Raw genomic sequence first — 20,543 nt, forward strand, 5'->3', positions numbered from 1 at the left:
CCCCGAGCCCTGTTCGCTCTGAGCGATCGACTCGGCGCGTGCTGCTACCAGGGGTTTTACGAGAACGTCCTGCCCCCGTCGGTCGTGTTCGGCGCACCCCCGCCCCCGTGGTGCCGACAACCGGACGGTGGCCTACCGGACATGAACGACGACCATCTCGCCGCCTGGCACTTGGACGCGCACGGCAACCCGGTAGGCGAGCCCCGACGCTTCTTCTACGACCTGTCCGGCCACACCGCACACCGGGACGCCCAGATCCGGCACACCCTGACCCGGCTGCTGCACCACACCCGCCGCTGCGCGGCCAGGGCGATCGCGATCGAGGACCTCGACTTCGCCGACGGCAAGTCGCGGGAGAAGCACGGCCGCAACAATCGCTTCCGCCGTCTGGTCTCCCGCTTCCCCACCGCGAAGCTGAAGGCCCGCCTGGTGGCGATGGCCGCCGAGCAGCACATCGCCATCGTCGCGGTCGACCCGGCCTACACGTCCCGCTGGGGTGCCCAGCACTGGCAGCAGCCCCTGACCAGCCCCCACCGCAAGACCACCCGCCACGAAGCGGCAGCCGTGGCGATCGGACGGCGCGCCCTCGGGCATCCGATCCGGCGACGGACGACACCGCCCCCGCACGACCGGAGTGATCGTGCGGGGCATCGGACCGCCCAGGCCGCCAACACCGTTCGGAGCACGCGGCTGAGCAGCAGTCCTGGCAGCAGGACCCACTCCCGCTCAGTCCATAGGAACGGTCGAAGTAGTCCTTGAACCGGGGCAGTTCGCGGGGCTCGCCCTCCGCCCCGACGACGGTTGCCGATGGGCGGCGCGGTCCGAACGCCAGTCCACGAACTGGATGTACATGTCGAGGACTCCGCGCAGCACACCTCCCGCTCCTCCGAGCAGGATCAGCGTCGACACGTCCACGTTTCCCCCGGCGGTCAGGGACGGCTGAGCTCCGTAGGGCCACGCGCGGGCCGCAAGGAAGACGGCGCTCGTCAGGTGAGCGCCGGCGCCCGGCACCACCGCCGCACCACCGGCCAGGTGGCGATGCCGATCGCCAGTGACATGAGGTGGCCCCAGTCGGTCATCGGATCCGTGAACGCGAGCAGGTCCTCGAACAGCATCCCGCCGAAGACGGCGAGGAGCGGCCACCGCAGCCACGGGGTGACCAGGCCGGCCAGCGCGCCGATGCTCGCGGCCACGCCGAAGCTGATGCCGTAGTCGAGGCGGTGCAGGGAGCTGGTGGGGAGGTGGCCGACCAGCACCGCCAGGCCGATCGGGGCCTCGGTCCCGAGGGTGGCCAGCACGTGTCCGAGCAGGAAGACGGCAGCCGTCCGCAGGCCGCCGATCCGCCGCTCGAGGGCGGTGAGGACGAGCAGGAACGCCAGGGCGTACGGCGAGAGGACCCCGCCCGCGTTCCACAGCGCGCTGGCCACCAGCACCACCTCCGGTGTCCGCACGAGGTGCGCCACATCGGTGCTGGAGGCCTGATAGAGGGCGTGCACGAGGGCCGGGTCGGCGTACGCGGCGACGAGTGAGGTGACGGCGAGGACGACGGCGTAGACGAAGGTGAAGGGGGTGCCGGTGGGGGTGGGGAGCAGCCGCCAGGGGCGGGGACGGGTCCGGGATGCGGTGGCGGCAGGCCGGATCGCGCCCTGCGCGACGAGCATGGTCGTCGCGGCGGCAGCGCTCACCCGCCCCCGCTGGCGCGGGATCCCGTCCAGCAGGTCGGCGGCGTCGGGAAGGGGCGCGACCTGGGCATGCGTGTCGGCCGGCGCGGTCGGTTCCACGGTGAGGCGCTCCTTCCGTTTCACCCCACCCTTGGCGTCCCCGCGACCCCCTGTCTGTGATCCACGCCACGCTCGAAGCGATTCACAGCAACCTCTCAAGCTGCGGCGTCAACCTCGAAGGCGCCCTGCACCCCCGTGCCCGATAATTGAGTCAACGATCCGTCAGAAGAGTGCCAGGATGGGCCGATGCCCACCGCGTACGACATTCCCGAAGTCCTGGACCGTCGTGAGGGGCCCCACGGCGAGGTCGTGCTGCGCCGGCACGGTGAGCTGCTGCAGATCATCGCCAACGGCTGCTTCCTGATGGACACCTCCGACGGCCGCTCGGAGCGGCTGCTCGTGGACGCCGCGCTGGCCGCCCTCGACGACCGTGCCGAGCCGAACGTGCTGATCGGCGGCCTGGGCGTCGGCTTCTCGCTCGCACACGCCGCCGCCTGCCCCCGCTGGGGCCGGATCACGGTCGTCGAGCGCGAACGCGCCGTCATCGACTGGCACCTCGACGGGCCGCTGGCCAGGCTGTCGTGCGGGGCGCTCGCCGATCCGCGCACCGACGTCGTCGAGGCGGACCTGGTCGAGTACGTCCATGAGACATGCGCCACGTACGACGCGCTCTGCCTCGACATCGACAACGGGCCCGGCTGGACCGTCACCGAGGGCAACGACGGCCTCTACTCACCGGCCGGACTGGCAAGCTGTGCGCGGGTGTTGAGGCCCGGCGGCGTCCTCGCGGTATGGTCCGCGCAGCCGTCTCCGGAATTCGAGGGAACCTTGGGGAATGCCGGGTTCCAACAGGTGCGTACCGAAGAGATCCCCGTTGCCCGAGGCGTTCCGGACGTCGTGCACCTCGCCGTCCGGCCTGGATAGCAAAGCCGCGGTGACTCCCCGTACGCTGCTGCCCTGACGCGGATCATTCAAGCGTCAATCGCAAGCATGCGCAGACCGAGGAATCACCCCACTGGTTCCGGAAAGCACACTCAGGGGCGGGCGATGGAGCAGACACACACCTCCCACAGCGGCACGGCAACGGCGACCCCGGGCGCACAGCGCCGGGTGCTGGTGGTTGAGGACGACCCGACGATCGTCGACGCCATCGCGGCCCGCCTGCGTGCCGAGGGATTCCTCGTGCAAACGGCGGGCGACGGGCCGGCGGCGGTCGACACCGCGGAGGCATGGCAGCCCGACCTGCTGATCCTCGACATCATGCTGCCCGGCTTCGACGGTCTGGAGGTCTGCCGGCGTGTGCAGGCCCAGCGGCCGGTGCCGGTGCTGATGCTCACCGCGCGCGACGACGAGACCGACATGCTGGTCGGCCTGGGCGTCGGCGCCGACGACTACATGACCAAGCCGTTCTCGATGCGCGAGCTGGCCGCGCGCGTGCACGTGCTGCTGCGCCGGGTGGAGCGGGCCGCGATCGCGGCGTCGACCCCGCGCAGCGGGATCCTGCGGCTCGGCGAGCTGGAGATCGACCACGCCCAGCGCCGGGTACGGGTGCGCTCCGAGGACGTGCATCTGACGCCCACCGAGTTCGACCTCCTCGTCTGCCTGGCGAACACCCCGCGGGCCGTCCTCTCCCGTGAGCAGTTGCTCGCCGAGGTGTGGGACTGGGCGGACGCCTCCGGCACCCGGACCGTCGACAGCCACATCAAGGCGCTGCGCCGGAAGATCGGAGCCGAGCGGATCCGCACCGTGCACGGTGTGGGCTACGCGCTGGAGACACCGACACCATGAGCGACGGGCCGGCCGCACGGAGGAGCCCCGGGGAACCCTGGGGTGGCGTACGCCCGTTCTCGATCAAGACCAAGCTGGGCGCACTGGTCGTCATCGCGGTGTTGATCACCACCGGGCTGATGATGATCGCCATGCGCACCGAGACAGAGCTGCGCTTCATCACGGTCTTCTCGATGGTCGCCACACTGCTCATCACGCAGTTCGTGGCCCACTCGCTCACCGCCCCCCTGGGCGAGATGAACACCGTGGCCCGGTCCATCTCGCACGGCGACTACACCCGCCGGGTGAGCGAGAACCGCCGGGACGAGCTGGGCGACCTGGCCCAGACGATCAATGCCATGGCCGACGAGCTGGAGACCCAGGACCGTCAGCGCAAGGAGCTCGTGGCGAACGTCTCGCACGAGCTGCGCACCCCGATCGCGGGCCTGCGGGCGGTGCTGGAGAACGTCGTGGACGGCATCGCCGAGCCGGACACCGAGACCATGCGCACGGCCCTGAAGCAGACGGAGCGACTCGGGCGGCTGGTGGAGACGCTGCTCGACCTGTCCCGCCTCGACAACGGCGTCGTACCGCTGCGCAAGAGACGTTTCGAGGTGTGGCCGTACCTGTCGGGCGTGCTGAAGGAGGCCAACATGGTCGCCTCGGCGCGCGCGACCATGGGCTCGGGCGGCAGTCACACCCGTACGGACGTCCATCTGCACCTGGACGTCTCCCCGCCCGAGCTGACCGCGCACGCCGACCCGGAACGCATCCACCAGGTCGTGGCGAACCTGATCGACAACGCCGTCAAGCACAGCCCGCCGCACGGCCGCGTCACGGTCAAGGCGCGGCGCGGGCCGCAGCCGGAGTCGCTGGAGCTGGAGGTCCTGGACGAGGGCCCCGGAATCCCCAGGTCGGAGTGGCGCCGCGTGTTCGAGCGGTTCAACCGGGGTGCCGTGCGCCGGCCGCACGGGCCGGGCAGCGACGGCGGCACGGGGCTGGGCCTGGCGATCGCCCGCTGGGCGGTGGATCTGCACGGTGGCCGGATCGGAGTGGCCGAATCCGAGCGGGGTTGCCGGATTCTTGTCACCCTTCCGGGACTTACATCCGTGCCAGGTTGACGTAAGGTTCGAAGCGGAGCCACAAGATCCACCGGTGTCCGCGCTGACGGACACGTGTGATCAGGGACGGGCCCGCACCTTCGTCGTGCCGGGCCCTCGTCGGGCCATCCCTGCTGAAGCGGAACCACGCTTGTTTCCCGCCATTTCCACCGCCGAAACACCCTCTGAGATGTGACTTACGCGACGATGAACGGGCCCGACCTCACCTTCTGGGTCTTGGAGGCGTAGCCTTTATTCCCGCTGTCCATCACCTTGTGAAGCGGAAGAGGGCGGTTGCCGCCGTGTCGCCACAGTCCCCCAGTAACGCATCGAGCATCTCGACCGACGCCGACCAAGCGGGCAAGAACCCCGCAGCCGCGTTCGGTCCGAACGAGTGGCTCGTCGACGAGATCTATCAGCAGTACCTCCAGGACCCGAATTCGGTAGACCGCGCCTGGTGGGACTTCTTCGCCGACTACAAGCCCGGGGCGCCCGCCGCCCAGGCTCCGGCGGGTACTGCGGCCGCGGGGGCCGCGGAGACCACCACGGCCGCTCCTGCCGCGCCCGCGGCCCCGGCTGCCGCCGCCCCCGCCGCACCGGCGGCCCCCGCGGCTCCCGCACCGGCTCCTGCCGCCCCGGCGGCCCCGAAGCCCGCGGCCGCCGCCCCGGCGCCCGCTCCGGCTGCGGCTCCGGCCAAGCCCGCCGCCGTGGCGAAGCCCGCGCCCGCCGCCGCGGCCCCCGCGGCTGCGGAGGGTCCCGAGCTGGTGACGCTGCGCGGCCCGGCCGCCGCGGTCGCCAAGAACATGAACGCCTCCCTGGAGCTGCCGACCGCCACCTCGGTCCGCGCGGTCCCGGTGAAGCTGCTGTTCGACAACCGCATCGTCATCAACAACCACCTGAAGCGGGCCCGGGGCGGGAAGATCTCCTTCACGCACCTGATCGGCTACGCGATGGTGCAGGCCATCAAGGCCATGCCGTCGATGAACTACGCCTTCGGCGAGAAGGACGGCAAGCCGACCCTCATCAAGCCGGCGCACGTCAACCTCGGCCTGGCCATCGACCTGGTGAAGCCGAACGGCGACCGCCAGCTCGTCGTCGCGGCGATCAAGAAGGCCGAGACGCTGAACTTCTTCGAGTTCTGGCAGGCCTACGAGGACATCGTCCGCCGCGCCCGCGACGGCAAGCTGACGATGGACGACTTCACCGGTGTGACGGTCTCCCTGACCAACCCGGGCGGCCTCGGCACCGTCCACTCCGTGCCGCGTCTGATGCCCGGCCAGTCGGTGATCATGGGTGTCGGCTCCATGGACTACCCGGCGGAGTTCCAGGGCACCAGCCAGGACACCCTGAACAAGCTCGGCATCTCGAAGGTCATGACGCTCACGTCGACCTACGACCACCGGGTGATCCAGGGCGCCGCCTCCGGCGAGTTCCTCCGCCAGGTCGCGAACCTGCTGCTCGGCGAGAGCGGCTTCTACGACGACATCTTCGAGTCCCTGCGCATCCCCTACGAGCCGGTCCGCTGGCTCAAGGACATCGACGTCTCCCACGACGACGACGTCACCAAGGCCGCGCGCGTCTTCGAGCTGATCCACTCCTACCGGGTCCGCGGCCACGTCATGGCCGACACCGACCCGCTGGAGTACCGCCAGCGCAAGCACCCCGACCTGGACATCATCGAGCACGGCCTCACCCTGTGGGACCTGGAGCGCGAGTTCGCGGTCGGCGGCTTCGCCGGCAAGTCGATGATGAAGCTGCGCGAGATCCTCGGGGTGCTGCGCGACTCGTACTGCCGCACCACCGGCATCGAGTTCATGCACATCCAGGACCCGAAGCAGCGCAAGTGGATCCAGGACCGCGTGGAGCGCCCGCACACCAAGCCGGAGCGCGAGGAGCAGCTGCGCATCCTGCGCCGCCTGAACGCGGCGGAGGCCTTCGAGACCTTCCTGCAAACGAAGTACGTCGGCCAGAAGCGCTTCAGCCTGGAGGGCGGCGAGTCCGTCATCCCGCTGCTCGACGCCGTGCTGGACTCGGCCGCCGAGTCCCGCCTGGACGAGGTCGTCATCGGCATGGCCCACCGAGGCCGCCTGAACGTCCTCGCCAACATCGTCGGCAAGTCGTACGCGCAGATCTTCCGCGAGTTCGAGGGCAACCTCGACCCGAAGTCGATGCACGGCTCCGGCGACGTGAAGTACCACCTGGGCGCCCAGGGCACCTTCACGGGCCTGGACGGCGAGCAGATCACGGTCTCGCTGGCCGCCAACCCGTCCCATCTGGAGACCGTCGACCCGGTCATCGAGGGCATCGCCCGCGCCAAGCAGGACATCATCAACAAGGGCGGCACGGACTTCACGGTCCTGCCGGTGGCCCTGCACGGCGACGCGGCCTTCGCGGGCCAGGGCGTGGTGGCCGAGACCCTGAACATGTCGCAGCTGCGCGGGTACCGCACCGGCGGCACGGTCCACATCGTCATCAACAACCAGGTCGGCTTCACGGCCGCCCCGGAGTCCTCGCGTTCGTCGATGTACGCGACGGACGTGGCGAGGATGATCGAGGCCCCGATCTTCCACGTGAACGGCGACGACCCCGAGGCCGTCGTCCGCGTCGCCCGCCTGGCCTTCGAGTTCCGCCAGGCGTTCAACAAGGACGTGGTGATCGACCTCATCTGCTACCGCCGCCGCGGTCACAACGAGTCGGACAACCCGGCCTTCACCCAGCCGCTGATGTACGACCTGATCGACAAGAAGCGCTCGGTGCGCAAGCTCTACACCGAGTCCCTGATCGGTCGCGGCGACATCACCCTGGAAGAGGCCGAGCAGGCCCTCCAGGACTACCAGGGCCAGCTGGAGAAGGTCTTCACGGAGGTTCGCGAGGCCACCTCGCAGCCGGCCGTCGCGGACGCCCAGGCACCGCAGGACGGCTTCCCGATCGCGGTGCCGACGGCGATCTCCTCCGAGGTCGTCAAGCGCATCGCCGAGTCCCAGGTGAACATCCCCGACCACTTCACCGTCCACCCGCGTCTGCTGCCGCAGCTCCAGCGCCGGGCGACGATGGTCGAGGACGGCACGATCGACTGGGGCATGGGCGAGACGCTCGCGATCGGCTCGCTGCTCCTCGAGGGCACGCCGGTCCGGCTGTCCGGCCAGGACTCCCAGCGCGGCACCTTCGGCCAGCGCCACGCGGTGCTGATCGACCGCGAGACGGGCGCGGACTACACCCCGCTGCTGTACCTGTCCGAGGACCAGGCCCGCTACAACGTCTACAACTCGCTGCTGTCCGAGTACGCGGTCATGGGCTTCGAGTACGGCTACTCGCTGGCCCGTCCGGACGCGCTGGTGATGTGGGAGGCGCAGTTCGGCGACTTCGTCAACGGCGCGCAGACGGTGGTCGACGAGTACATCTCGGCCGCCGAGCAGAAGTGGGGCCAGACCTCCGGCGTCACGCTGCTGCTGCCGCACGGCTACGAGGGCCAGGGCCCGGACCACTCCTCGGCCCGCATCGAGCGCTTCCTCCAGCTGTGCGCCCAGAACAACATGACGGTCGCCATGCCCACGCTCCCGTCGAACTACTTCCACCTCCTGCGGTGGCAGGTGCACAACCCGCACCACAAGCCGCTGGTCGTCTTCACCCCGAAGTCGATGCTGCGTCTGAAGGCGGCGGCCTCGAAGACGGAGGAGTTCACGACGGGCCAGTTCCGCCCGGTCATCGGCGACACGTCGGTCGACCCGGCCGCGGTGAAGAAGGTCGTCTTCTGCGCCGGCAAGGTCTACTACGACCTCGAGGCCGAGCGTCACAAGCGCGGCGACGCGGAGACGGCGATCATCCGCCTCGAGCGTCTGTACCCGCTGCCGGGTGCGGAGGTCCAGGCGGAGGTCAACAAGTACCCGAACGCCGAGAAGTACCTGTGGGTCCAGGAGGAGCCGGCGAACCAGGGTGCCTGGCCGTTCATCGCGCTCAACCTGATCGACCACCTCGACCTGGCGGTCGGCGCGGACGTCCCACACGGTGAGCGACTGCGGCGGATCTCCCGCCCGCACTCGTCGTCCCCGGCGGTGGGTTCGGCGAAGAGGCACCAGGCCGAGCAGGAGCAGCTGGTGCGTGAGGTGTTCGAGGCGTAGGCCCCGGCTCCCACGCAAGGGCCCGGCCCCGAGTCCGTACGACTCGGGGCCGGGCCCTTGTCCGTGTCGTTCCGTGTCGTCAGCCCAGATACGCCTCGAAGTCCCAGTAGGGCCGCGTGCGCTGGCGGGCGGAGATGGTGTGCGGATGCTGGGCGCCCAGCGTGCGGGTGAGTCCGAGGAGACCGTCGTCCTCCAGCTTCCCGGCCTCCTCCTGCTCGCGCGCGGCCCGCAGATCGGCGGCGAGCGCCACCTGACAGGACAGCGTGAGCGGATGCTCGTCGCCGAGCGCGTGCCGGGCGCGGCGCAGGGTGTCCCGGCTCAGTTCCACGGCGTCGGCGATACGGCCGTTGAAGTTGCGTGCGCTGGCGGCGTTCAGGGCGCACCCCAGGACCCAGGGATGGTCGGCGCCGAGCGTGGCGGTGAGACCGGCCAGCGCAGCCTCGAACATCGCCATGGCCTCGGCACGCTCGCCTGCCGCCTGCATGACCAGTCCGGTGTTGGAGAGCATGCCGGTGGCGACCGGGTGGGCGGGTCCGAGGAGGGAGCGGTAGCCGGACTCCGCCTCGTCGATGAGGCCGCGGGCCTGACGCAGGTCACCGTGCTCGCGCAGGAAGTTGCCGTAGTTCGTGATGAAGGCCAGGGTGCGGTAGTGCCCGCGGCCGTGCAGCTGCACCAGCTGTTCCAGGAGGCTGGCCATCGAGGGGCCGATGTCCTGGGATTGGCTGCCCTCGCGCCGACGGCACATGGCCAGCTGGGCGCGGGCCTCCAGGGTCTGCGGATGCTGGGGGCCGAGCACCTGCACATGGAGCCGGACCACCGGCTCCTGACGGGCGAGCGCGTCGCGGTAGCGGCCGAGGAGTCGCAGGTCGTGTGCGACGGCGCTGCCCGAGTTGAGGGTGCTGATGTGCCGGGCCCGCAGGACGCTCTCCCTGCGGGAGAGCGTCTCCAGGTCGACCTCGTACGCCTCCGCGTAACGGCCGAGGAGACGCAGGCTGACGCCGAGGTTGAAACGGGCGATCAGCGTGGGGATCTCGTCGGCGCCGAGCAGCCGGAGGTTGCCGTCGTGGACCTCGCGCTGCAGGGCGTACGCCTCCTCGTACCGTCCGAGGTGGCGCAGGCTCGTGGCGACGGCGCCCTTGGTGTTGAGCTCGCCGATCTCGTTGCGCCGCGGAGCGGACTCCAGCTTCCCGAGGACGCCGCGGTCCAGCTCGTACGCCTCCCGGAAGCTCCCGCCGGCCCGCAGCATGTTGCTCTCCTGAGTGGTCAGGTCGAGCATGGGCTGGGCCAGCGGATCCATGGTCCGCGACCAGCGTTCGCGGATCTGCCGGGCGAGTTCGAGGCCGCCCTTGTACTCGCCGCTGCGGAAGCAGTACCGCAGGCAGTTCAGGATCGTCTCCTGGACCCTCGGAAGGGAGCTGTCCAGCGCCCCGGAGGGTTCCAGGTGCGGGAGCAGCTCCGCGTACCTGGGCCAGTTCCGGGTGTCCATCGGGTTCTTGGGGTCGGCCTCCGCGAGCAGGGTGTGGACGGCTCTGCGATGGCTGGCGCGGCTGTCGTCGCTGGTCAGCTTGGAGACGATGTCGTGGACGAGCCGGTGCATGTGCACCGACTCCTGGTGCGGACCCATCTCGGCACCGGCGGGACCGCGGGTCTCGCGGGTCAGTACCGAGTAGTTGACCAGTGTGTCCAGGGCCCGCGTCCAGGCCGGCAGATCGGTGACCATCCAGCCCAGTTCCTCAGGGAGTTCCGCCCTGGGATAGGCACGGATGAGGCCCAGCGGGATACGCCCGGGCGCGAAGGACGTGCACAGGCTGAGCACCTCGATCGCCTGCGGCTGGGCCCGGCGGAGCCGGTTGAGCAGTATCGACCAGGAGGTCATGGACGACTGCGGGAAGCCCTCTCCGGTGGCGGGCTCGTCCACGGTGGACAGTCTGCGTTCGCGGACCATCCGCAGGTACTCGGGCACCTCCATGCCGGACTCGCCGAGCCAGGAGGCGGCCTGCACCAGCGGCAGCGGTACGTCACCGAACTCGCCGGCGACCTCGTCGGCCTCGTCCGCGGTGATGTGCGGCGCGCGGCGCATCAGGTACGCCGTGGACTCCGCGCGGAGGAAGGCCGGGATCTCGAGGATGTCGGTGTGCTCGCTCCAGCCCCGGTTGCGGGAGGTGATCAGGACATGCCCGGAGCCCTGCGGAAGCAGCGTGTTGACGCCGTCGGTGTCGTCCCAGCCGTCGAAGATCAGCAGCCAGTTGGAGTGCGGTTCCCCGCGCCGCAGGGCGTCCCGGACGGCGCGGATGCGTTCGCCGGGCTCGCTGCCGATGCGCAGGCCGAGTTCCACGGCGAGTTCGCCCAGCCGGTCGCGCTGGATGTTGCGGTCGTCGGAGTTGACCCACCACACCATGTCGTAGTCGGTACTGAAACGGTGTGCGTACTCGGCGGCGAGCTGGGTCTTGCCGATGCCGGACATGCCGAGCAGTGTGCAGGCGGCGGCACCGCGCTCGGCGTCGGCAAGACGCTGGTGGATGTCGGTGAGCAGGTCGTCGCGGCCGGTGAACCGCGGGTTCCGGCGCGGGACCTCGCCCCAGATCTCGCAGCGCGTCTCCGGGTAGCGGGCCCGTGCGGGCAGGGCCCGCGGGGTGCGGCGGCGTTCCAGGCCGAGCCGGCTCAGCAGGCGTTCCTCGGCGGCTTCCTCGCTCAGCCCCCACAGGCTGGCCGGCTCCAGGACCGCGGTGGCCGGCAGGAGCGGCCGGTTGGTGAGGTTGACGGCGGCGAAGCGGTCGGCGTTCGCGGCGACGAAGCCACGCAGCGCGTCGTTCCACTCCCCGGCGGGGCGCGGGCCGAGTTCGAAGAACCAGTCGTTGAGGACCAGCAGCACACGTCCGCTGGATAGCAGCAGGTCACCGAGCGAGTCCTCGAGCGGGACCGCGCGAGGCGGATCCCAGCGGTGCAGGGTGACTCGCTGACCGTGGCGCTCCAGGCTGTGCGCGATCCATGTAGCCCACGAGCGGTGGTAGCCCGGAAAGACCACCAGGAAGTGCTCGGGTGCCGATGCACCGTCCGAGCCCGACCGCCGCTGTTCCGCCATCGTCGCTCCCTGTTCCCGCGTCCGCGGCGCCGTCGCGCCTGCCTACGCATAACGTAACGCAATCACTCTTGCACCTATCGTCACCGGGAGTGTCGGGCGAGCAAACCCAGACTCATGTGATGCCTGCTCATCTCCCGGACGAACTGCCTTCCGGCAATGGTCAGTTCATCGGATTCCAGGAGGATGGACAAGGCTTCTCCGACCTGTTCCCGGTAGTTGTCGAACCGGCTCTCCGCGCGCCGCCGCCAAGTCGTCGCCCTTCCGTTCCTCGCCCGCCACCACAGGTCGGTGAGCGCCAGATGGGCGTACGCCCCCTGGAGCACGCCCGGCACGGGCCGCAGGTCGGTTCGCCACCCCACGCGGTGCAGGGCGCCCTCGCCCTGGTGGTACAGGGGCACGGACTCGTGGAGGGCCGCCAGCTTGGTGTGGTGGGTCTCGTGCACCAGGCACTCCGCGAGCTCCCGGGCGTCGTCCGGGAGCTGGGTCAGTACGGCACCGGGCGCGGCCCGCGACGTGGCGCTCGTGGGGACTGCGACGGCCTGTCCCGCCGGTGCGAGCGGCACGAGGGCGCGCACCAGCGCTCCGACCTCGACGGCTCGCCCGGGGTCGGTGGCCACCAGCAGTCGGTGTGCCTCCCGCCAGCAGCGGACCCAGTGCCGGTGGGCGGAGGGCGAGTGCTCCCCGGCGGGAAGGGCGTCCGGGCCCACCCCGTACGACGGCACCCGGTAGGGATCCAGGTCGTCGACGACGACGGAGCTGCCGGGCAGGCGCCGCAGCCCCAACCAACCGGGTCCCCCGGCGGCCGGACGTTGCCCACCGGAGCCCACACGCGCGAAGGAGCGTGGCGGCACCACGCCACCGCGGTCCGAGTCGTCGGTGATCTCCACGCCCCCGCCCCCGCCGCTCAGGCGGGCGCGGCCCGACGGGCAGCGCAGCACACCGAGACCGGGCAGCACCAGGGTGCCCGCGCGCACCGTGAACGTGCCACTCACCTCGTGGCCCGCGCGGACCGCGGCGACGATGGCCACACCTCGCAGATGCGCCAGGTGCCGTTGGAAGGCCGCGGCATCGGGCGCGGCCAGCGTCTCGGCGAGCCATGCGCCCGTCATCGGATAGTCGACGACACCCCGCACGGCGCCCGCGTCGCTCTCCTCCGCCCGCTCCAGCAGCGCCCAGTCCTTCTCGAAGCGCCGCAGTGCGCTGGAGGTCAGCTGGTCGCGCCTGCGTTCGACGCGAACGAGCAGTGACTTGACGAGCAGCATTCGACGCGCGTGGAGTGCGGCACGCAGTGCCTCGGTGGCCAATGGCAGCGGCCGCGTCCTGGCCAGCTCCGCGAACACGTCGGAGGGAACAGCCGCCAGGGTCATCCCCGGCTGTCCTCGCCCCGGACGCCACCGGCCAGGTCGGCCGGAAACGTACGCCTGCCGCCCTCGCTGCCGACGTACCAGATCTCCTTGGAGTCGGGCGTCCCCTCGAGAACGCGGTCGACGGCCGCCATGAGCCCCGGGTCGTCCAGGGCGCGCAAGGTCGGCAGGTCGACGTCGGTGAGGTCGGGCAGGGGCGCGGTCCGCCCGGCATCTTCGCCGGGCCCGTCCGCCCATTTCCTCCGCTCCGCCACCCTCGACTCCTCCCTGCCCGCGCCCGCCCCGCACGGCCGCAGCGGCTGCCCAGTTCTTCCCGAGGGGCCGGAAGCAGAAACCCCTACCGGATCAACTCCGGTCAAGCTCAGTCCGGTTGGTCCACTCCTGCGCCCAGGGATACCAGGGCGGCGCCACCCGCAGCCACTCCTCCTCGGGCATCCCCCGAGTGGCATCCTGCGGTCTCGGCGCCTCGGCGGACTCCTCCTCGGCCCGCCGGGTCAACTCCACATCTCCCCACTCCACTTCCCGCAGCGCGCCCACCAGCCGCTGCCACTGATCCCGGGCCGCCCGATAGGCGGCCCGCCCAGCCCCGGGCCGCCCCATGAGCACCAGCACCGCCCCGCACCCGTGCCGTGCCCGTGCGGCGGTGACCGAGCCCGGATCGGTGCCGTGGGCCGCGCGGGCCTCGCGTTCGGCGTTCTCGTAGGCCTGCAGCGCCTCCACCAGCACAGGCGCCCCGGCGCGGTACCAGCCCTCCAGCCGCACCCGCCCCAGCTGCAGCCACGCCTCGGCCCGCACTGCCGCGTCCGCGGCCGCCCGGACCGCCTGGCCGAGCAGGTGCCGGCTCTCGAACAGGTCCGGCAGGAAGCCCAGATGGCGGAAGCGCTGGGCGAGCGCGCTGCCGACCAGGCCCTGCAGCCGCCCCCGCTGGGAGGACCGCGCGGGCAGCGACTTCAGCGCCTCGCGCAGGACGTTCTCGGCGCGGTCGACGAGCCCCGTCCCGTCCCCGGCCGAGGCGCGCCGCAGCAGTGACTCGCCCCAGGCGGTGAGGAGTTCGCAGCGCCGCGGACTGTCGGGCGGCGCGAGCATCACGGCCGTCTCGTACGCCTCGTCGGCCTCCCGGGCCTCCCCCACCGCGTCGTGGTACGCGGCCCGGGCGGCCAGGCAGGGCAGCCGCAGCGCCGGATCGTCACCGGCCGCCCGTTCCGCCCGCAGGAGGGCGTCGCGCGTCTCGGCGTCCTCGGCGCCGGAGCCGCGCAGCGCGCGGGCCAGGTCGAGCAGGGCCGGACTGCGTACCACGTCGGGTGCGTGCCCGGCGTCCAACAGGGCACACGCCTCACTCAGTTCGGGCACAGCTTGGCCGGGGCGGTCGAGGTCCAGCAGCAGACGGCCGCGGCGCAGGAGGCGGGAGCGGTGGGCCGTGACGTCCCGGGGGTCGAGAGGGTCGGTGGGGTCGTCCGCCGCCCGGGTCCGCCGGGCCATGCCGGCCCACGGGTCCGCGTCCTCCGCCAGCACCTCGAGCGCGGCCGACAGCTGCTCGGCCTCCCTGGTCAGGCGCCACAACTCATGGCGGCAGGCGGCGAGTTCGAGTGCCGCCTCGGCCCGCTCCGCGCTGTCCTCGGGCGCCCCTCGATGCGCCACCGCGAGTTCCTCCACGGCGGCGCGCAGCAGCTCCGTACGACGGCCCGCGGCGCGTGCCGCCGCCGTGCCGGACTCGGCGTGCAGGACCCGGCCCAGCAGGAGGTGGGCCCGTATGCCGTCGTCCTCGGTCGGTGCCGGAGTACTGACCGCGGCCTCGGCCTGTTCCCGCGCCCGGTGCAGCACCTCGGGGTCGGCCAGCGTCTGCCACTGGCCGAGGAGTCGCTCGCCCTCCGCGAGAGGCTCCGGAGTCACCAGGTCGGGCAGGTAGAAGCGCAGGACACGGGCGGGGATACGGGCGAACAGTTCGGCTTCGACGCCGCCTTCGGCGTCCCGCGGCCCGTCGCCGTCGAGGACCGGTCCGCCGCCCGCGGCCGGGTCGCGGTCGGCGAGGCGGGCGGCGGCGAGCGCGGCGAAGTTGCGGGTTCCCTTGCCGAAGTGGCGTTCGACGTAGGCGGAGCAGTGCTTGAGGACCAGTCCCGCCGTGTCCTGGTCGAGGGAACCGAGGAGCAGGTCCTGCAACCGGCCGGGGTAGGTGAAGCAGGGCTGGTCCTCGCTGCCGGGGAGCTGTCTGAGCAGCCCGCCCAGGAGCACTTCGGCCAGTTCCATGGGGCCGGTGTCCGGGAGCATGGCCCGCTGGACGAGCTGCATGACCGGCAGGGTCAGCGGTGCGGCGGCGAGGTACACGGCGAGGCGGAGCGCGCCGGGCGAGGCGCCGGCCCGGAAGGCGCGCAGGAGTTCTTCGTCACTGCGCGGGGTGTGCGCGGCGGGCAGCGGTGCGGTGCCGCGAGTGGTCCAGGCCGCCCAGGCCCGTTCGCTGGTGGGTCCGGTGCCGGCCAGCAGACGCGCCCATGCCTCGAAGGCCTCGGGGCTCGGCTGGAGCACCGGCACGGGCCGGGCGTCGGCGGCCGGTTCGTCCCAGGGCTCCTCGTCGGGCCGAAAGGTCACATGGCCGCCGAGTTCCGCCGGCCGCACGAGCAGGCCGGGTTCGGCGGGCAGGGCGGTGCGACGCCACAGTCGGGGCGGCAACGGCTGGACCACGGCCAGCGGCGAGGTGCGCGGCCACTGGTGCAGGAGCCGCTGTGCGGTGCCGTTCTGCCACAGGGGTCCCACGCAGTCGCTGATCACGAGGGTGAGACGGCGGCCGGTCGGATCGTGCAGTTCGTCGGCGGAGCGCAGCCGGGTGTGCCGGCCGGGTCCGGCGGTCGTACCGACGAGGGGCGCGCCGGAGCCGTCGGAGTACAGGTGGTGGACGCGTACGGAGGCGAAGGCGCCCGACTGCTGGCAGGCCTGCCGCAGTTCCTCGACCATCTGCGCCCATACGGCCATGGCGGGGCCGGTGTCCATCAGCAGCTGGACGTCGCAGCGGTGGCGGGGACCGTAACGTGCGACGGGAAGGAGGAGTCCGCTCGCCGCGGCGTGTTCGGCGGTGGCTTCCTCGTCGATCTGCTCGTCCTGGGGGGTGCTGGCGGCGACCCGGTAGCGGCCCAGCGCCCGTAACGCCTTCTCCAGGCCGAGCAGGCCCGGCAGAGCGGTGGCGGCGGGGGCGCGCACCGGGAAGGAGCCGGAGCGGGCGCCGTCGAGGGCCGCCGCGCCGGGGGCGCCGGCCGCCGAGGCGTGCAGGGGTACGGCGGCTGAGGGCGCCTCCCGGTCGCCGGACTGCCGCCCGTCGGACGTGCGCTGGTCGGCCGGGGTGCCCGGTAACTGGTCCGTCCCGGCGGCGGGCTCGGTGGACGGGACGGATCCGGGCCGGCCGGGTGCGTCACGGGGTAGCGCGTCGCCGAGTCGCCGGGCCAGCCAGATCGCGTCCGCCACCTGCTCGGCGGTGAGGTCCAGGCCGCCGCGGCGCAGCCTGCCGATCAGCTCGTCCAGACGCATCCCACGCATCCGGCCATCACCTCGTACGGTCGAGCGGCTGCATGAGCATGTCCGCGATCCGCTCCCGGGTGAGGCGTTCCGCGTGCGGGGCGTGCTGGGTGAGGAAGAGGGCGTTGAGCAGCTGGTCGGCGGCCACGACCTCGCCGGGCTCGCGGTCCAGGAAGCGGGTGATCAGATCGCGTCCGGAGACCACGCTCTCCTCGCCGAGGTGCGCCGCGACCATGGCGGTGAGCTGGTCCTCGCCGGGCGGCTCCAGTTCGAGCTGGACACAGCGCCTGAGCAGCGGGGCCGGGAAGTCCCGTTCCCCGTTGGAGGTCAGGACGATCACCGGGAAGGTGGTGCAGGCGACGCGGCCGCCGTGCACGGCCACCCGTTCCCCGTCGTGGGTGAGTACCTCCACGGCCGGTTCGCGGTCCGCCAGCCGCTCCAGTTCGGGAAGGGCGAACTCGCCCTCCTCGAGCGTGTTCAGCAGGTCGTTGGGCAGGTCGATGTCGCTCTTGTCGAGTTCGTCGATGAGCAGTACGCGCGGCAGCTCCGACGGCAGCAGCGCGGTGCCGAGGGGGCCGAGGCGGATGTACGACCCGATGCCCGACGCGGCGGCCGCGGTCCCGGCGGCTCCCTGGGCCCGCTCGAGCTGGACGTCCTGGAGGCGGCCGATGGCGTCGTAGCGGTACAGGCCGTCCTGCAGTGTGCTCCGGCTGACGATCGGCCAGCGCAGCACCCGGCCCAGGCCCAGCTCATGGGCGACCGCGTAGGCGAGGGTGGACTTGCCGGTGCCCGGGTTGCCGGTGACGAGGAGGGGGCGGCGCAGATAGAGGGCGGCGTTGACGGCGTCGACCTCGGCGGGCCTGGGCGCGTAGTTCTCCACGAGACGGCGGCGGACGCCGAGCCGGCGGGCGCTGCTTGGGTCCTCCGGGCCGGACTCCGGACGCTCCTGCGCCGACGCGAAGTCGCGCCAGGGAGGCGGCGCGGGCAGCCCCCGTACACCGTCGTGCGGCTGACCCACTCCGCGGTAGATCCGCCAGTCGTTCACCATGGCTCCTCCCGGCTCTGGTGATCATGCAGCGGGCCCGGCCGTTCGACGTACGACGTTACCGCGCCTGCCTGGGTTTCAGAGCGCCCGATGCCGATTCTGGTCGGCGAACGCCCTTGCGAAACGTGTGAGTTGACAGGGATTCAGGAGTCCGGGGCGATGAGAGGAGGTGGTTGCACGGCCTCCGTTCCGTAGGGAGGGCGGTCCGGCGGGTCCAGCATGACGGCGATCCTGCCCTCGAGTCCTTGAGCCCGGGCCGTGTCGGGATCGGCGGACCTGATGCGCAGTTCGCGCACCGGGGCGTGCATACCGTCCGGGCGCCCGGCGTGTTCCAGCAGGCGGGAGGCCTGCTCGTGGAACGCGCGGCACTGGTCGTGGTCGTGACCGTCCCGGCGCCAGAGCACCACGGAGTGGCCGGCCATGAGCGCGGCCGCCATGGCCACCTTGCCGTCACCGCTGCCGACAGGCCCGCAGAAGACGGGGACGCTCCCGTCCTCCATGGCGAGCAGCCGGGCGAAGACGGCCCATTTCCCCTCCCCGCGGCCCCCGGCCGTGTGGCCGTCGGCCGGAGCCTCGCCGCGCAGCGGCCGATGGGCGAGCGGTCCGCGCACCATGCGGTTCCAGCGCGTGCGCCACTCGGGGGAGGGCGGCTCGGTGGCGCGTCTGAGGTCGCGGATCACGACGGTCCGGCGCCGGCCGAGCGGCATCGACCGCTCGTCGAAGAAGTCGTCGTCCTCGAAGTCGTCGGTGCCGTCGGCTCCGTCGCTGCCGTCGCTGCCGTCGCTGCCGTCGCTGCCGTCGCTGCCGTCGCTGCCGTCGGGGGCGAGCTGCCAGTCGTCGACCGGCAGGTCGAACAGCCGGCGTGGGAGGAAGACCTCGACGGCTGCGAGGTGTTCCCCGTGGTCGCCCTGGCTCAGGGCCCTGGCCAGCGGCTCCCGCAGGGTCTCGGACAGCTGGTCCGCGGGTACACCGCGGTCGTCGCCGTCGACGGGGGTGACGTCCCGGCCGTCGTACAGGAGCTGGACGCTCCACGGATAGAGGTCGCCGTAGAGACGGTCGCCGACCTTGACGAGGACGTCGGTGCGCACCCGGGCCCGCGACTTCGCCAGGGTCAGCGGCCCGGCGCCGAACAGGCCGGAGATGAGGGCGTCGACGACCTCGCGCACCGCCCAGTAGGCGTGCCGGGCCGCCTGCTCGGTGATCCACGCCGCGAACGCCCGCAGCCGCTCCCGGTCCACCTCGGTCGCGCGGTGCCGGATGCAGTGCTGGGCCACCTTCGCCGCGTACAGCAGGACGGCGTCGAGGTCGACCAGGGATCCACCGGTCATGCGGTTGCGGTCGCGCAGGCCGTGCAGCAGCCCCGCGCCCTCGCGCCAGGTACGCGGCTCGAAGAGGATCGGCGAGCTGTACTTACGGCCCGAGACCAGGGACCTGACCTCGTGGACGAGGTGCGTGACATCGCCCGACCGGACGGGCGGCGGAAGGTGCGCGAGGTGGCCGTAGAGGTGGACGCGCAGTTCGGGGCTGATCCCGGAGGCCTCACGGCCCGGCAGCTCCTCCTGGACGGTGGCCCAGGTGTCGTCCCCGGGCGCATCGGTGAGGAGCCGGAAGTGATGCAGGTCGTGCTCGCGCAGCACCGTGTGCATGACGTCGCCGTCCCGCAGGTCGAACAGCTCGCGCAGTGCGGTGATCGGCACGGCGGCCCCCTCGTCCCGCCCGCGCCCCTTGTTCATCCCGATGACGGCGCCGTACCGCAGGTCGACCACGGGCCCACCGGACAGCCCGTCGACCGGCAGGCTCTCGGTGATGACCAGCGCGCTGCCGTCCCTGCCGTTGGCCTGGCCGATGCTCTGCCGTATGCCGACGTCGCCGGTCTGCCGCGACCAGCCGTGCAGGCCGACCGGGGCGGGGACGCTCGGGGCCCGGTCGCTCAGCCACACGCACCGCGCGTCGTCGGCGTCCCGGACCCGGACGAGCGCGATGTCCGGTAACTTCCAGCGGTCGTCGAACGCGTCCGCCGCCTGGGGCCGGGGCTTGGCGAGGATCACCTGGCCGGTGGTGGTGCCGCCCTGCCAGGTGACACCTACGGCGCTCTCTCCTCGCAACACGGCAGCTCCCCCCTTTCCCACCACGTGAGCGCAGGTCAGCAGCCAGCCCGGCGCTATGTAGAAGCCCGATCCCCAGTACCCGTCACGGTCCGGTGCATACCCGCCGCCCGGCGCCTCGATGCGCGCCAGCGAGGGGCGCACCACGTCTTCCAGGGGGCTCATACGGCGCCGGAGGCCGAGGATCCGGTCGCCGTGCCGCCGCCGGCTCGCGGCCCGGGGACCGTCCCGTCACCTTCGCTCACAGGTTCGGTCCAGGTCAGGGACACCGAGAGGGAGGCCTGTCCGCCGGCTCCCGCGATGGCGCTCACGATCCTGCCCGCCTGCACCGACAGTTCGATGCCGAAGCTGACGGAGACCTCGACCGGTGCCGTCGTGTCCAGCCCGGCGCGCAGGGAGCGCACGACGCCGCCGACCGTGCCGGCGAGACCCCCCGCCATGCCGAGGACCTGGTCCCCCGCGCCCGTGTCCCGGTAGCCGTCCCGCTCCAGCGCGGCCTCGTCGGCCGCGCCGATTCTGGCCCATACGACGGTCCCGTCGTCGAGCCGTACCCTTTCGACCCCTCCGCCCACGGCGCCCCCGTCCGTTCGCCTCCGGTTCCCCGCGTCCGCGGAAGAACTCGTACCGCAATGGGAGGAGAAGGCTAACTCCGGATGCGGACGAGTGCGAGGGGCAACGATCAGTGACGACCGGTAACGACCGCCTGGTGAGGGGGTTCTGCCCTACTCCGTCAGATTCGT

12 protein-coding genes and 1 pseudogene are annotated in these 20,543 nt (G+C 71.9%); 5 read left to right on the forward strand and 8 right to left on the reverse strand.

Going from position 1 to position 20,543, the window contains the following annotated elements; genetic code table 11:
* Positions 1–138 precede the first annotated feature (138 nt).
* Positions 139–737: pseudogene (locus ABZO29_RS15970) on the forward strand (IS200/IS605 family accessory protein TnpB-related protein); the annotation flags it as partial.
* Between the two features lie 249 nt (positions 738–986).
* On the opposite strand, the gene ABZO29_RS15975 reads toward ABZO29_RS15970, so the two are convergent.
* Positions 987–1,661 carry a rhomboid-like protein gene (locus ABZO29_RS15975; protein ID WP_367326149.1) on the reverse strand — a complete coding sequence of 225 codons (675 nt, stop codon included), beginning with the start codon at positions 1,659–1,661 and terminating at the stop codon, positions 987–989.
* A gap of 306 nt (positions 1,662–1,967) precedes the next feature.
* On the opposite strand from ABZO29_RS15975, the gene ABZO29_RS15980 reads away from it, so the two are divergent.
* The 4 genes from ABZO29_RS15980 (at position 1,968) to ABZO29_RS15995 (ending at position 8,706) form a co-directional block, all read left to right on the forward strand.
* Positions 1,968–2,645 carry a spermidine synthase gene (locus tag ABZO29_RS15980; protein WP_367320857.1) on the forward strand — a complete coding sequence of 226 codons (678 nt, stop codon included), beginning with the start codon at positions 1,968–1,970 and terminating at the stop codon, positions 2,643–2,645.
* Positions 2,646–2,768: 123 nt separating this feature from the next.
* A complete protein-coding gene (locus tag ABZO29_RS15985; RefSeq protein WP_367320858.1) occupies positions 2,769–3,509 on the forward strand; it encodes a response regulator transcription factor in 741 nt (246 codons plus the stop codon).
* Positions 3,506–4,609, forward strand: coding sequence for an ATP-binding protein (locus tag ABZO29_RS15990; RefSeq protein WP_367320859.1), 1,104 nt, complete (start codon positions 3,506–3,508; stop codon positions 4,607–4,609). The genes ABZO29_RS15985 and ABZO29_RS15990 overlap by 4 nt, the downstream gene beginning before the upstream one ends.
* 281 nt (positions 4,610–4,890) lie before the next feature.
* A complete protein-coding gene (locus ABZO29_RS15995; RefSeq protein ID WP_367320860.1) occupies positions 4,891–8,706 on the forward strand; it encodes a multifunctional oxoglutarate decarboxylase/oxoglutarate dehydrogenase thiamine pyrophosphate-binding subunit/dihydrolipoyllysine-residue succinyltransferase subunit in 3,816 nt (1,271 codons plus the stop codon).
* 79 nt (positions 8,707–8,785) lie between these two features.
* On the opposite strand, the gene fxsT is transcribed toward ABZO29_RS15995, so the two are convergent.
* The 7 genes from fxsT to ABZO29_RS16030 all read right to left on the reverse strand — a co-directional run bounded on the left by fxsT (position 8,786) and on the right by ABZO29_RS16030 (position 20,375).
* Positions 8,786–11,788, reverse strand: coding sequence for an FxSxx-COOH system tetratricopeptide repeat protein (fxsT, locus tag ABZO29_RS16000; protein WP_367320861.1), 3,003 nt, complete (start codon positions 11,786–11,788; stop codon positions 8,786–8,788).
* An 80-nt stretch (positions 11,789–11,868) separates the two neighbouring features.
* On the reverse strand, positions 11,869–13,155 hold the full coding sequence (locus ABZO29_RS16005) for an HEXXH motif domain-containing protein (RefSeq protein ID WP_367320862.1): 1,287 nt from the start codon (positions 13,153–13,155) through the stop codon (positions 11,869–11,871).
* Complete coding sequence (locus ABZO29_RS16010; RefSeq protein ID WP_367320863.1) at positions 13,152–13,406, reverse strand: hypothetical protein; 255 nt, start codon at positions 13,404–13,406, stop codon at positions 13,152–13,154. Before ABZO29_RS16010 ends, ABZO29_RS16005 begins: the two co-directional genes overlap by 4 nt.
* Positions 13,407–13,497: 91 nt before the next feature.
* Positions 13,498–16,674, reverse strand: a complete 3,177-nt coding sequence (locus ABZO29_RS16015; RefSeq protein ID WP_367320864.1) for an SAV_2336 N-terminal domain-related protein — start codon at positions 16,672–16,674, stop codon at positions 13,498–13,500.
* 7 nt (positions 16,675–16,681) lie between these two features.
* Positions 16,682–17,698 (reverse strand): AAA family ATPase, encoded by a 1,017-nt coding sequence (locus ABZO29_RS16020; RefSeq protein ID WP_367326150.1) that lies wholly within the window; start codon positions 17,696–17,698, stop codon positions 16,682–16,684.
* A gap of 143 nt (positions 17,699–17,841) precedes the next feature.
* The gene (locus ABZO29_RS16025) at positions 17,842–19,968 is read right to left on the reverse strand and encodes a trypsin-like peptidase domain-containing protein (RefSeq protein WP_367320865.1); all 2,127 of its coding nucleotides are present in this window, start codon (positions 19,966–19,968) and stop codon (positions 17,842–17,844) included.
* Positions 19,965–20,375: a CU044_2847 family protein gene (locus ABZO29_RS16030; protein WP_367320866.1), complete on the reverse strand. Its 411-nt coding sequence runs from the start codon at positions 20,373–20,375 to the stop codon at positions 19,965–19,967. The genes ABZO29_RS16025 and ABZO29_RS16030 overlap by 4 nt, the downstream gene beginning before the upstream one ends.
* Between the last annotated feature and the right edge of the window lie 168 nt (positions 20,376–20,543).

The sequence above is a fragment of the Streptomyces sp. HUAS ZL42 genome (genome assembly GCF_040782645.1).
Classification (GTDB): Bacteria; Actinomycetota; Actinomycetes; order Streptomycetales; family Streptomycetaceae; genus Streptomyces.